Annotated in this window: 11 protein-coding genes; 7 read left to right on the top strand and 4 right to left on the bottom strand. The window is 32.9% G+C overall.

The window, feature by feature from the left end:
• Positions 1-113: 113 nt before the first annotated feature.
• The 5 genes from EI427_RS14535 (at position 114) to EI427_RS14515 (ending at position 5,238) form a co-directional block, all read left to right on the top strand.
• Positions 114-1,091 (top strand): XdhC family protein, encoded by a 978-nt coding sequence (locus EI427_RS14535; RefSeq protein ID WP_126615875.1) that lies wholly within the window; start codon positions 114-116, stop codon positions 1,089-1,091.
• Positions 1,084-1,677 (top strand): nucleotidyltransferase family protein, encoded by a 594-nt coding sequence (locus EI427_RS14530; protein WP_126615872.1) that lies wholly within the window; start codon positions 1,084-1,086, stop codon positions 1,675-1,677. Before EI427_RS14535 ends, EI427_RS14530 begins: the two co-directional genes overlap by 8 nt.
• 7 nt (positions 1,678-1,684) lie before the next feature.
• Positions 1,685-2,143: a (2Fe-2S)-binding protein gene (locus EI427_RS14525; RefSeq protein ID WP_126615870.1), complete on the top strand. Its 459-nt coding sequence runs from the start codon at positions 1,685-1,687 to the stop codon at positions 2,141-2,143.
• 19 nt (positions 2,144-2,162) lie between these two features.
• The gene (locus EI427_RS14520; RefSeq protein WP_126615868.1) at positions 2,163-4,292 is read left to right on the top strand and encodes a xanthine dehydrogenase family protein molybdopterin-binding subunit; all 2,130 of its coding nucleotides are present in this window, start codon (positions 2,163-2,165) and stop codon (positions 4,290-4,292) included.
• Between the two features lie 142 nt (positions 4,293-4,434).
• Positions 4,435-5,238, top strand: a complete 804-nt coding sequence (locus EI427_RS14515; RefSeq protein WP_126615865.1) for an acyl-CoA desaturase — start codon at positions 4,435-4,437, stop codon at positions 5,236-5,238.
• An 80-nt stretch (positions 5,239-5,318) separates the two neighbouring features.
• Here the strand turns inward: EI427_RS14515 and EI427_RS14510 are convergent, their stop codons facing one another.
• The gene (locus EI427_RS14510) at positions 5,319-5,552 is read right to left on the bottom strand and encodes a ferredoxin (RefSeq protein WP_126615862.1); all 234 of its coding nucleotides are present in this window, start codon (positions 5,550-5,552) and stop codon (positions 5,319-5,321) included.
• Between the two features lie 7 nt (positions 5,553-5,559).
• A complete protein-coding gene (locus EI427_RS14505) occupies positions 5,560-6,840 on the bottom strand; it encodes a peptidase U32 family protein (RefSeq protein WP_240655309.1) in 1,281 nt (426 codons plus the stop codon).
• A 146-nt stretch (positions 6,841-6,986) separates the two neighbouring features.
• Here EI427_RS14505 and EI427_RS14500 point away from each other — a divergent pair, with 146 nt between their 5' ends.
• The gene (locus EI427_RS14500; RefSeq protein WP_170178479.1) at positions 6,987-7,562 is read left to right on the top strand and encodes a helix-turn-helix domain-containing protein; all 576 of its coding nucleotides are present in this window, start codon (positions 6,987-6,989) and stop codon (positions 7,560-7,562) included.
• A 93-nt stretch (positions 7,563-7,655) separates the two neighbouring features.
• Positions 7,656-9,593, top strand: coding sequence for a PAS domain-containing sensor histidine kinase (locus EI427_RS14495; protein WP_126615857.1), 1,938 nt, complete (start codon positions 7,656-7,658; stop codon positions 9,591-9,593).
• A gap of 33 nt (positions 9,594-9,626) precedes the next feature.
• Here the strand turns inward: EI427_RS14495 and EI427_RS14490 are convergent, their stop codons facing one another.
• Together EI427_RS14490 and EI427_RS14485 are read right to left on the bottom strand one after the other, a co-directional pair.
• On the bottom strand, positions 9,627-12,719 hold the full coding sequence (locus tag EI427_RS14490; protein ID WP_126615854.1) for an efflux RND transporter permease subunit: 3,093 nt from the start codon (positions 12,717-12,719) through the stop codon (positions 9,627-9,629).
• 30 nt (positions 12,720-12,749) lie between these two features.
• Complete coding sequence (locus tag EI427_RS14485) at positions 12,750-13,874, bottom strand: efflux RND transporter periplasmic adaptor subunit (RefSeq protein ID WP_126615851.1); 1,125 nt, start codon at positions 13,872-13,874, stop codon at positions 12,750-12,752.
• Positions 13,875-13,890 lie beyond the last annotated feature (16 nt).

Below are 13,890 nucleotides of genomic sequence, written 5' to 3'. Positions count from 1 at the left end.
TCATTTTTAATAATAACACATAATTATCCAATTTGTGTTCATCACTTTATAGATCGATTTTTTTTAATTAATATGGGCTATCAATTGTTATTCATATTTTCAGAAATCAAAAGATGTTACACGAACTTAAAAACATTATTAATACAGCTTACAAGGCAAAACAGCATAAAATAAAGGCTGTTCTTGTTACTGTAGTAGGTTTAGATGGCTCTTCTTATAGAAAGCCGGGTGTTCGAATGTTGATTTTAGAAAATGATGAAATGAGAGGGGCAGTAAGTGGTGGCTGTGTAGAAAAAGAAATTGTAAAGCAGTCTCAAAGTGTTTTTAAAACAGGAGAAGCTCTTTTAATAAATTATGATGGAAGATATCGATTGGGCTGTGAAGGTATTTTGACTATTCTTATTGAACCTTTTGATGTTACCGAAAATTTCTACTCTGCTTTTAAAAATACTGTAAAACAAAGGAGTACTATCACTATACAAAGTCATTACTCATTAACGGAAAGGCAAGGTGTTTCAATCTTTTCATTTGATAAAAAGAAGAAAGAAAAAAGTACTTACACAGAAGTTTTTGTGGAAGAGCTAAAACCTGAGTTTCATTTGTATATTTTAGGTGTAGAGCATGATGCTGTAGCACTTTGTAAATATGCAGTCATGACTGGATGGAAAGTAACAATTGTTGCAGCTCCATTAAATACTAATGTGATCGAAGACTTTCCGGGAGCATCTAATTTGCTAAGAGTAGAAGCGGAAGAGGTAGAACATTTAAAGATGGATACTCATTCTGGAGTTATGGTTATGACACATAGTTTTGTAAAAGATTTAAAATACCTTTTAGCAATAACGAAGCAGCCAATAACATACCTTGGGCTACTTGGAGCAAATAAGCGAACAGAAAAATTAAAAGAACAGTTATTAGATTACCAACCTGATCTTGATTTTATAGAAAAAATTAATGGACCGGCAGGGTTAGATATTGGAGCAATTACTCCAGAAGAAATTGCAGTTTCTATTGTTGCAGAGATTTTAGGAGCGATAAGAAATAAATCACCCCGACTTGCAAACTCAAAAACTATTAGTATTTATGGATAAGAAATTAGCCATATTAATTGTTGCAGCAGGAGAATCCAAACGGTTAGGAAGACCTAAACAACTTCTTAAATGGAAAGGAGAAACATTATTAAATCATTGTATTGAAAAGGCCAGTGCAATAGATAAATCAACTACTTTTTTAATTTTAGGAGCTTATAAAAAAGAAATAGAAAATAGTTTAAAATCAAAAACTATTAAAGTGATTGATAACCAAAACTGGAACGAAGGGTTAGGGAGTTCTATTCGTGAGGGAGTTTATCATATCAAACAAAAAGAATATACAGATCTGCTTATTGTTTTAAGTGATTTACCTCTTTTATCTGTATCTTATTTGAAATCACTAATTACTGCATTTTATTCTTCTTCTAAAAAAATAGCAGTAACCTCTTATGGGAATATGCAGGGAGTTCCTGTTCTATTTAATGCACAGTATTTCGATGCTTTACTACAATTAAAAGGAGATGAAGGGGCCAAAAAGATACTACAAAAATATAAAGAGGATACCTTGGTTTTAAAGTCTGATGTTCCTTATATCGATATTGATACAGAAGAAGCTTATTCAGCTTTACTTCAACTAGATAAATAACAAAAATATGCCAGAATATACACTCAAAGTAAACAACAAACTACGCACTTTTAATGTAGAAGCTGATACACCTCTTTTATGGGTATTAAGAGATGAATTAAATTTAGTAGGAACAAAATATGGTTGTGGAATTGGACAATGTGGAGCTTGTACCGTACATCTAAATGGTATTGCAATAAGAAGCTGTAGTTTTCCAATTACAGATGTGATAGACCAAGAAATAACAACAATTGAGGGGTTATCAGAAAACGCAGATCACCCATTACAAGAAGCATGGATAGAATTAGATGTACCACAATGTGGGTATTGTCAAAGTGGTCAAATAATGACAGCAGCAGCTTTCTTAAAAGATAATCCAGCTCCTTCTGTTGTAGATATTCGTAATGCAATGCATGGTAATATTTGCAGGTGTGCAGCATATAATAGAATTGAAAAAGCAGTGGCATTAGCAGCAACAAAATCCTAACTACTAATTATATAATCAAATGCAACCAAAAGAAGCAAAGCAACAGAGCAAACGTAATTTTCTGAAAACATCACTATTAGCAGGTGGCGGATTATTGATGGGCCTAAATTTTTTAGGAACATCATGTGCAAAAAGTGCAGAAATGCCCAAGTCAATTGATGATTTAGACTTTCAATCATTCAATGCCTATTTAAAAATAGCAGATAATAATACGGTTTCAATTTATGCACCCAATCCAGAAATTGGACAAGGAGTAAAAACATCAATGCCAATGATTATTGCCGAGGAGTTAGATATTCCTTGGGAAAATGTTATTGTGGTACAAGCAGGTTTAAATAGTGAGTATAAACGCCAAGTAGCAGGAGGAAGTCAGTCTATTCGTTTAGGATGGAAAAATTTAAGAAAAGCAGGAGCAACAGCTAAATTAATGTTACTGACTGCTGCTGCAAATAAATGGAATATTCCTGTTGAAGAATGTGTAGCTAAACAAGGTGTAATTACCAATAAGAAGGGTGATAGTATAAAATATGGAGATGTTGTTAATGAAGCAGCTCTATTAGAGATACCGAAAAAAGCACCTTTAAAGAAAGTAGAAGATTTTACTTTAATAGGTAAAGGAATTAAGAATGTTGATGTAGAAAAAATAGTAAAAGGAGAATCTCTATTTGGCTTAGATTATCAGTATGATGGGATGAAATACGCTATGCTACAACGTCCACCATTTGGAGCAAAGTTAGCTTCTTTTGATGCTACAGATGCTAAGAAGATTAAAGGAGTACTTACTGTTGTTTCTTTTGATGATAAAGTTGCCGTAGTAGCCGAAAATACTTGGGCTGCAATGAAAGGGAAAGAAGCGCTTAAAGTAGAGTGGAAAGAAATTAAAAAGGAGGAATCTACCGCTTACCATAATAAAATGATGTTAGCTGCTTTTGATAAAAAAGGAGTAGAACCAATGCAATCCAATGGTAATTTTAATGTAGCTGTTAAGAATGCGGATAAAGTAATAGAACAGCTCTATGAAGCTCCATTTTTACCTCATAATTGTATGGAGCCATTAAACTTTTTTGCTCATGTAACAAAGAACAAAATACTCTTAGTTGGTCCTACACAAACACCTAAGAACGCAGCTAAAATGGTAGCTGAAAATTTAGGAAGAAAAGAAGAAGAGGTTGAAGTACAAATGACACGTATGGGAGGAGGATTTGGTAGAAGATTAAATACTGATTTTGCCGAAGAAGCTGCTTACGTTTCAAATTTATCTAGTTATCCTGTAAAAGTCATTTTTACTAGAGAGGATGATATGACGTCTGGAGTATATAGACCAAGCGTTAAATATAAAATAAAGGCAACTATAAAAGGAGGGGAACTTACTGGGTATACTATACATGAAGCTGTTATTAATAGAGGAATGTGGAAAGGTATATCAAAATATTTTCCAAATGGAGCAATTGACAATTATGAAGTAAGATCTTCTGCTATTGAATGTGATACAACAATTGGGTGGTGGCGAGCTCCTGTAACCAACTTTTTAGGTTTTGCACAAGAATCATTTTTAGATGATATCGCTACAGAATTAAAGAAAGACCCTATTCAATTTAGGTTATCTTTATTAGAGAAGGCAAAAGGTAAAAAAGGTATTCCTTATTCACCTAAAAGACTACAAGGGGTAATTAAACTTGTAGCAGAGAAAGGAAATTGGGGTAAAACGGAAGCAGGTGTTTATCAGGGTTTTGCAGCTTACTTTAGCCATAATAGTTACATTGCTGAAATTGCAGATATTATAATAGAGAATAATAAGCCAGTTGTTAAAAAGGTAACTGTAGCTGTTGATTGTGGAATCTTGATTAATAAATCAGGCGCAAAAAATCAGATAGAAGGTAGTGTAATCGATGGTATAGGGCATGCTTTATATGGTAATTTGGAAGTTAAAGATGGAGTAGCACAGGTTAATAATTTTGATCAATACCAATTAATAAGAATGAAAGATACACCAATTGTGTCAACTCATTTTATAGAAAGTACAGAAAACCCATCGGGTTTAGGAGAGCCAGGTTTACCGCCTGCAAGTGTAGCTGTTGCTAATGCTTATAAAAAGGCAACAGGTAAGCGTATAACAAAGCAGCCAATGATTAAAGAGATTATTACTTAATTTTATTTGAAATTAAAACTCTGTAAATTAAGTAATTAACTATTTTTAATAAATATTTTTTAACAATTTTGTCACAAAACAGAAGTAAAGTTGGTTTAAGGGTCATCGACAATTTAATTGATGAATTTTCAATTTTACATTTATGTATATAATAATAGCTTTTTTCATACTTCACTGGTACACGTCGTTGTTTTTCCAGACATTCTTTTTACATAGATATGCAGCACATGCTATGTTTACAATGTCTAAAAAAACAGAGAAAGTATTTTTTGTACTAACGTATATCTTCCAAGGTTCTAACTATTTAAGTGCCTATGGTTATGGTATTATGCATAGAATGCACCATGCATTTGCAGATACTGAAGAGGATCCACATTCACCAAAGTATTCTCCATCGTTGTTTGCAATGATGTGGAAAACAAAAAATGTGTATACTGATATTTGTAAAGGGAAAGTTAAGGTAGATCCAAAGTTTACCAAGAATGTACCAGAATGGCATTCATTTGATAAATTTGCAGGTAGTGGTCTTAGTAGATTAGCATGGGGAGCAGCTTATTCTGCACTCTATATCTATTGTTATATGACTTATGATTTATCACCACTTATTTTCCTATTACTACCAATTCATTTCTTAATGTCGCCAGTTCATGGTGCTATTATTAACTGGTTTGCACATATCTATGGGTATAGAAACTTTGAAGTTAGTGATACGTCAACAAACTTCCTTCCTTTTGATTTCTTAATGATGGGTGAATCATATCACAATAACCACCATGCAAGAGGATCGAGAGCAAATTTTGGAGGAATTAGATGGCATGAAATTGATCCAACATATTTAATTATTCTAGCTCTTGATAAAACTGGTGTAATTAAGTTGAAGAATTCTGTTAACTCTAATAAGTCGAAAGACACAGAGAAAGAAGAAGATGTAGCAATGGCTATTTAATTTAAATAGACATAGTAATAAAAAAGGTCTTGAGTGATATACATCGCTCAAGACCTTTTACTTTTTGTAAGAAAAGTAGTTTAGTACTCTCTTACCTGAATAATTTTTACAGGGCAAGCATCTGCTGCTTTCTGATTTTCTTCTAATTCGATAGGACTTAACTTTAGAGAATAAAAACCTTTACGGTTTACACCCCCAACTAGTGTAGCTTTACCATCTTTTTTAGACATTACCCATCTATCAGGAGCAAACTCTACGCAGTAATTACATCCAATACATTTATCTCGCTGATGCGTAATTGTGATTTTTGCCATATTCAGATTATGCTTCTATTGTTTCAGCATCTACTACTTTATATAATTTATCAGATGGTCTAATTTGAGTATCTAGTTTAATACTAAAGATATCTCCTTTTACCGCCATTTCTTGCTTACCATCATCATTAACGTGTAGCTCTTCAACTACCGTTTCAACAACTCCAGTAGTAGGTCCGGTGATTAATAACTTATCACCAACTTTTACTTTTAAAGTTTCTAAGCTGAACTCTGCAACGTTGATATTTTTAAAGTATCTACGTCCAGTACCAAGATAAACTTTTCTTGTTTTTGCTTTAGAACCATGTTGCTCTGTCCATTTACCCATTTCTTGACCAAGGTAATATCCACCCCAGAATCCACGGTTATAAACTTGAGTCATACGCTCTTTAAGCTCTTCGCCTAAAGCTTTAGTGTATGTGCCGTCATAATATGCTTCAATTGCTTCGCGATAACATGCTACAACACATTTCACATATTCAGGTCCTTTACCTCTACCTTCAATTTTTAATACTTTTATACCAGTATCTAATAATTGATCTAAGAAGTCAATGGTACATAAGTCTTCTGGAGACATAATGTATTCATTGTCTATTTCTAACTCATGACCGTCCTCAATATCAATTACTTTATATTTACGACGACAGTTTTGAACACAAGCACCTCTGTTAGCAGAAGAGTTTTGTGTATGAAGACTCAAGTAACATTTTCCAGAAACAGCCATACATAAGGCACCATGAGCAAAAACTTCTACTTCTACAAGCTCACCATTAGGTCCTGTAATGTTTTCATTTTTGATAGTATCACAGATACTTTTCATCTGTACCATACTAAGCTCTCTAGAAAGTACCATTACATCTGCAAATGTTGCGTAGAAACGAACAGTTTCTGCATTTGTAATGTTTACTTGAGTAGAAATATGAACTTCTACACCTGCTCTAAATGCATAAGCAATAACAGCTTGGTCAGAAGCGATGATTGCAGTAATACCTGCTTCTTTAACTCTATCAACCACACGACGCATTATAGAAAGGTCGTGCTCATATATAATTGTATTAAGTGTTAAGTAGCTTCTAACACCATGCTCGTTACAAATCTTAGCAACTTCATCTAAATCTTCTAGAGTGAAGTTGATTGAAGCGCGAGCACGCATATTTAACTGCTCGACACCAAAATAGATAGAATCAGCTCCACCTTGTATGGCAGCCATCATCGAATCGAATCCTCCTGCGGGAGCCATTAGCTCAACAGGACGTCTAGTTGTCGGTTTTTTATATTTGTGATCCACTTTGTTGCTATTTTAAAAATTTGGAATGCAAAAATAAGATGAATTTTTACGGCAATCAATTTTTATTTAAATTAGATTGCACATTATCCTATGATTATCAACACAATAGTACGAAAAACCGTTCTTTCGTCAATATTTATTCACAAATGATAGACCTTTTAACCCTCAGAATCAAGAACATGGTATGCGAAAGATGCATACTTACAGTATGGCAAGCATTAATAGATGTAGATGCTGTAGTCGAAAGAGTAGACCTAGGTGTTGCTTATATTTCTGTACCGTTATCAGCGGATCAAACAAAAGAAATTGAACAAACTTTTAAAAAACTTGGTTTTTCTTTCCTTAATAATAAACAATCACGTTTAGTAGAAGGAGTGAAGAACTTTATTCATCATAAGTTTTCTAATCTCGATGAAAAACAATGGAATGCTACATTATCAGAGGAGCTTCAAAAAGAGTTAGGTAAAGATTATACAACAATTAGTACACTTTTTTCTAACACAGAAGGGATAACAATAGAGAAGTATTTATCAAATCAAAAGGTAGAAAAAGTAAAAGAGTTTTTATCTTATAATGAGATGACTTTAAATCAGATAGCAGATATTTTAGGGTATAGTAGTACGCAGTATTTATCTAGAAAATTTAAACAACATACAGGTATGACTCCTTCAGAATTCAAAAAGAATAGTCATAAACCCTTAAGAAAGAGTTTGTCAATCTAGTATTTCTAACCTATATTAAGATATATTCACATTAGTTGCCGAATATCTATGCTTGACAAATAATAGTTACCTACTTCTGAACCTTATAGATTAATGACTAAAAAAGATCAATTTTATAATAACTTATTGAGAATTCAACGATTAAATTCTTCTGGTGAAGCATCGCCTAAAGAATTTATGGAGTCATTACTTCTTTATGTCTTAGAATATGAACAAGCTTTTTATGGATCTATATGTAAAATAGAAGAAGGTAATGATATAGTTGAATGTGTTTCTAGATTCAATAAAAAAATTATTACTCTACCAGAAATCAACAACTTCGTAAATAGAGTTGTTGAAGAAAAAAAAATAATACAAGAGGTTGATCAGTATCAATTAGTTGGATGTCCGTTTATAAACGATCAAACCAATGAAGTATTTGGAGTAATGGTATTAATAACTGCTCCAAAATATGTAGATATTGATATGTTTGCTTTGGAGCAAGCTATTTTAGTGGGAGAAGGTGTAATGTCTAATCTTCAAGTAAAGACACCTTCAAAATTAAGAAAGCAACTTGATAATTCTGTTCAAGAAAAGATATCATTTAAACCATTCTTTACAGACTCTGCTAATTTATGTACGGTAACTGATCCAGATTCAGGTGACTTTGTTTATCTAAATCAGGCTTGGGTGAGAACTTTAGGCTTTTCAATAGAAGAATTAAAATCTTACCCTTTTGTAAATTGGTTACACCAAGACGATATAAGCGAAACAATACGTGTTTTTCAGGATGTTTGTGAGGGGAAATCAATAAGATCTTTTATAAATAGGTACCGTACAAAATGGGGTGAATACCGTTATTTGGAATGGGATGCTTCTTTGATTACTGAAAATGGCTTGATCTACGGAATGGCTAAAGATATTACGAAGCAACATGAAAATCACGAAAAATTATTCTTTCAATCTACAATTCTTAGAGGTGTTCAGGACAGTGTCTTAGTAATTGATTTAAAGGGAAATGTTTCTTTTGTAAACGATGCGGTTATTGCACTGACGGGCTATCCAAGAACTTATTTATTAGGAAGACCTTTAGATGTAATTCTTAAAGGTTTTGATAGAAGTAAAACACTTGATGTTACTGTAGATGATTTTCTGAAAGACGACAATAATATAGAATTGCATATTGGAACACGTAATGGCATCTACATTTGGGTAGAGGTTAGAACGAGTATTTTATATGATGTTTACGGAGATGCTATTGGCTATCTAGGTATTATAAAAGATATTACCCCAAGAAAAGAGTACGAAGATACGCTCATGAAAAGAAATGAAGCGTTAAGTAAAGCCAATAAAGAATTAGATAACTTTGTTTATAGAGTTTCTCATGATTTAAGAGCTCCTATTACTTCTGCTCTTGGCCTAATAGAATTAAGTATGACTGCTACACCAGATGAAGTGAAGGAATACTTAATGTTACAGCAGAGAAGTTTAACAAAACTAGATGGATTTATTCATGATATCTTGAATTATTCAAGAAATAATAGAATGGAATTACGTCCAACTAAAGTAAATATAGAAGAGTTATTAAAATCAACAATTGATCAGTATAAGTTTATTAATAACTATGCGGAAACATTGATTTCTATTACTGTTGAGGCTGAAAATGATTTGTACTGTGATGAATCTCGTTTAGCGGTTATTCTTAATAATATAATTTCTAACGCCTATAAATTCACATCATTTAGACCAAATGCGAGTATTACAATAAATGCTCATGTAATCTCTACAGATCTAATTATGAAGATCTCAGATAATGGCATTGGTATAAGAGAACAACATATAAAAAAGATTTTTGATATGTTCTATAGAGCCACTGATGTAAATAATGGGTCAGGATTAGGTTTATATATTGTTCATGAAGCAGTTAAAAAATTAGGTGGAGAAATAACAGTTCAATCTGTGTTAAATCACGGAACAACCTTTGATATAGTTATTCCTAACCTATGGAGTATTTTCCCAAAAGAGATAAAAGAAGAAAGAGCTACCAACTAAATGATAGCTCTTATTTGTAAGTTATATAGGTTATTAAGATAGTTTTTTTCTATAGAATAAGCTGAATATTACAGGGAAAACGATTAACGTTAATATTGTAGCCGTTAGTATACCCCATACAATTACAACTGCTAAAGGTTTTTGAGATTCTGATCCAATACCTGTAGACATAGAGGCAGGTAATAACCCTACAAAATCTGTTACTGCCGTCATTAATACTGGTCTTATTCTAGACTTCACACCATTGTGTACAGCATCATCCAAGTTCATTCCCTCTTGAAGGTTTGATTTAAATTTGGATACAAGAAGAACTCCATTTTGTACACAAATACCAAACAATGCAATAAAACCAACTCCGGCAGATATGCCAAAGTTCATTGTAAAGAAAGTAAGCCCTAATATGCCTCCAATTAAAGCAAACGGTACATTCATCATTACAATACCTGCATCTTTTGCATTATTGAAAGTGGTTAATAGAACAAGAAAAATTAAAACCATTACAATTGGAACAACTTGTATCAATCTATTTTGAGCACGTTCCATATTTTCAAATTCCCCATCCCAAGAATAATACATTCCTTTGCTAATATTCAAGGTGCCTTCAACCTTTTCTTGTGCTTCTGCAACTGCACTACCAAGATCTCTTCCTCTAACAGAAAAGGTTATTGCTACAAATCGTTCTCCGCCACTACGGTATACAAAAGCAGGTCCCGTTTTAGTACTTATATCTGCAATTTCTCTTAGCTGAACCATTCCTCCATCAAGTGTAGGAACTTTAATATTTCCAATGGCTTGTGTATCGTTTCTGTATTCTTCTTGGTACCTCACTCTTATATCAAAACGTCTTTCATCTTCATAAAGCTCTGTAGCAGCTTTACCGCCAATAGCCATTTCTATAACAGATTGAGCATCTGCTGTGGCCACTCCATAAAGAGCCATTTTTTCTTGATTAAGATCTATGCGTAACTCCGGCTGTCCAATAAGCTTTATAACATTTAAGTCAGTAATACCATCAATGTTTTCCATCAATGCTTTCGCCTGTTCTGCATAATTTTCTAGTTCGAATAAATCAGAACCATAAATTTTTAACGCTAAAGCTCCTTTTACACCAGTTACAGCCTCCTCAACATTATCCATAATAGGTTGAGAGAAGTTGAAAGATACTCCTTGGAAATCATTTAGTTTATCTTCTAATTCTTCAATTACTTCGGCTTTATCTAAATCCCTTGTCCATTCCTCTTGAGGGTATAAATCAACATGAAATTCAATATTAAAAAAACCAGTAGGATCAGTACCATCGTTAGGTCTACCAGTTTGAGACAAGACACCTCTAACTTCTGGAGTTTCTCTAATTTTAGCTCTTAGTTTTTGTGTCATATCATAAGATTCTGATAGACTAGAACTAATTGGCATAAATGCTCTAATATAGATTGCACCTTCATTAAGTTGAGGTAAAAATTCGGTACCTAAGCGTGATCCAAAAAATAACCCTGTAGATAATAGCGAGGTGGCTAAAATCATTGTTAATTTTTTTCTTTGATATGCCCATGAAAAAGCACCATAGAATACTTTTTGAACAAAACGAGTAAAGAAGTTTTCTTTCTCTCTTACATTTTTATTTAGTAGAACACTTACTAAAACTGGTACTAAAGTTAACGACATTATTAGTGCTCCTAATAAAGCAAAACCAAAAGTAAATGCTAAAGGTGTAAACATTTTACCTTCTACTTTCTGAAAAGCAAAAATTGGAACTAAGGCAAGAATAGTAATTAACTGAGAAGAAAATAGATTTGCTCCAAGCTTAGAACCTGCAGATTTAATTAACCCTAACTTAGAAAGTTTATTAAATCGATCCATTCCAAGTTCTTTCCCTTTTTTATCAAGAACAACAAACAAGCCTTCTACCATTACTACAGCACCATCGATAATAATACCGAAATCTATCGCACCTAAAGAAAGTAAGTTTGCAGACATTCCTCTCATACGCATACATACTAATGCAAACAATAATGATAAAGGAATAATGATAGAAACAATAAATGTAGTTCTCCAATCTGCCATAAAAAGCAAAACAAAAATCACTACAAAGAAAATGCCTTCTGCTAAGTTTTTAGTAACTGTATTAGTTGTGAAATCTATTAGTTCAGAACGGTCATAGAAAGGTTCTATAATTGTTCCTTCTGGTAATACTCTCTCGTTTAATTCATCAATTTTAATTTTTAAACGCTCAATAACTTCACTAGGATTTTCTCCTCTTCTCATAACAATAATTCCTTCAACTAAATCAGGATTATCATTAAGACCAACAATACCAAGCTTAGGAGCGAAAGTTTCTTTTACTTCAGCTACATTTTTTACAAGAACAGTGGTATTATTATTTCTTTCGATGATGACATTTTCTATTTCAGATGGGTTATTCAGTAAACCAATACCTCTCACCACATAAGCTTGGTTTCTTTTTTCAATAACATCACCGCCAACATTTACATTACTACGCTCTAGTGCTTCGTATAATTCCAGTGATGTAATACCATATTGAGCCATTAAATTGGGGTCAGCACTCACTTCAAAAATTTTGACTTCACCTCCAAAGCTCACTACATCTGCAATACCAGGAACAGCTCTTAATTTACGCTCGATAGTCCAATCTTGTAAAGTTTTTAGTTCTCTTACAGATTGGTGATCAGATTTTAAAGTATATCTATAAATTTCTCCTGTAGGTCCAGAAGATGGCTCCATTTCAGAGTCAATACCATCGGGTAAATCTACATTCATTAATCTATTTGCAACTAACTGACGGGCTTTAAACTCGTCAACGCCATCGTCAAAAGCGACTGTAACAACAGATAATCCAAATAAAGATATAGACCTAACTTCTGTTTTACCTGGGGTAGAATTTACTTCAACCTCTATTGGCAGGGTAACAAACTTTTCCATCTCTTCGGCACTTCTACCTGGCCATTGAGAGATAATTCTAACTCTAGGGTTCGTTACATCTGGAAATGCTTCTATTGGTGTATTTTGATAACTGATTACCCCTGCAACAATTAGAATTAACGTCATGAAGAAAACGAAAAATCTATTTTTTAAGGAGAATCCAATAATATTTTGAACAAACTTTTTCATGGCAGCTTAATGATTTTATTGCTTAAATAATTATTGATTGATTTTTTTAGCTTCTACAAGTTCATTAAAAACCAATAAAGTTTTTTCAGAAACAACTGTATCATTCTCTTCTAAATCACCTTCTATATAAACTTTATCATTAGATGCATTTCCCATAACTTTTACATTAACCATAGAAAAGTTATCTCCATTTTTCTTCACAATAAACTCTTTATTATTATGAAAGACCACAGCATTAGAAGGTACTTTTAATGCTACCTGATCTAATTCTTCAAATACGGTTACATTCATCGCCATATTAGGAAGGAGTTTCATTTCTGTGTTTTTGATTTCAACTCTAGCATCGAGCACCTTAGTTTCAGGGTCTAATAATTTACCCATTTTATTGATTTGCCCTTCAAATAAATCACCCGGGTGAGCTAAAGCTTCAGCTTTAACATTAGCACCAAGTTTCACTTTTCTAATATCAGATTCAAAAACATTTATTTTTAACCAAACATCACTTAAATCTACAATTGTGAATAGAGCATCTTCAAAATCTTCACGTAACATCATATTTGCAGTAATATTCCTTTCTGTAATTGTACCACCCATTGGAGCACGAACAATATGTGTTGCATTATCAGATTCCCCCATTAATTTCATGGTTTGGTTAATACGATTTAGTTGAGCGTTTGCGGCTTCTAACTCACTTTTAGCTTGTTGAAGTTCTAGTGCAGAACTTAAACCAGCATCAAATAAAGATTGAGCAACATCAAATTCTTTTACTTCTCTATCTACATTAGCCTTAGCTTCTATCCATTCTTGTTTAACAGCTGCCATATCTGACGAATAGATTCTTGCTAAAATTTGTCCTTTGCGTACTTGATCTCCCAAAGAGACATTAACTGAAGTAACTCTACCAGAAACAATTGCAGGTATTCTTATCTGTTTATTAGGTAAAGCCTCTACAGTTCCTGTTAATTTAATTTCTTGGATTACAGAAGAAGAAGTAACATTTGCTGTAGTGACAATAGATTTCATACTATTGGTTAAACCTTTAGACTTAGTAATCGATTTATCATTTTTTGCAGTACTCTGAGTACATGATTGAATGATAAAACCTAAAGATGTTACGAAGATTACGCCAGCGATTAATTTATATATAGCTTTCATGTGATTTCTTATTTAA

Source organism: Flammeovirga pectinis, from assembly GCF_003970675.1.
Taxonomy (GTDB): Bacteria; Bacteroidota; Bacteroidia; order Cytophagales; family Flammeovirgaceae; genus Flammeovirga; species Flammeovirga pectinis.
Note: the sequence above shows the minus strand (reverse complement) of the source record. Positions and strands in the feature narration are given on the sequence as shown.

Bases quoted from the DNA above. Each gene is read 5' to 3' on its own strand.
- EI427_RS14535 (WP_126615875.1), top strand. From the start codon at position 114: ATGTTACACGAACTTAAAAACATTATTAATACAGCTTACAAGGCAAAA.
- EI427_RS14530 (WP_126615872.1), top strand. From the start codon at position 1,084: ATGGATAAGAAATTAGCCATATTAATTGTTGCAGCAGGAGAATCCAAA.
- EI427_RS14525 (WP_126615870.1), top strand. From the start codon at position 1,685: ATGCCAGAATATACACTCAAAGTAAACAACAAACTACGCACTTTTAAT.
- EI427_RS14520 (WP_126615868.1), top strand. From the start codon at position 2,163: ATGCAACCAAAAGAAGCAAAGCAACAGAGCAAACGTAATTTTCTGAAA.
- EI427_RS14515 (WP_126615865.1), top strand. From the start codon at position 4,435: ATGTATATAATAATAGCTTTTTTCATACTTCACTGGTACACGTCGTTG.
- EI427_RS14510 (WP_126615862.1), bottom strand. From the start codon at position 5,552: ATGGCAAAAATCACAATTACGCATCAGCGAGATAAATGTATTGGATGT.
- EI427_RS14500 (WP_170178479.1), top strand. From the start codon at position 6,987: ATGATAGACCTTTTAACCCTCAGAATCAAGAACATGGTATGCGAAAGA.
- EI427_RS14495 (WP_126615857.1), top strand. From the start codon at position 7,656: ATGACTAAAAAAGATCAATTTTATAATAACTTATTGAGAATTCAACGA.
- EI427_RS14490 (WP_126615854.1), bottom strand. From the start codon at position 12,719: ATGAAAAAGTTTGTTCAAAATATTATTGGATTCTCCTTAAAAAATAGA.
- EI427_RS14485 (WP_126615851.1), bottom strand. From the start codon at position 13,874: ATGAAAGCTATATATAAATTAATCGCTGGCGTAATCTTCGTAACATCT.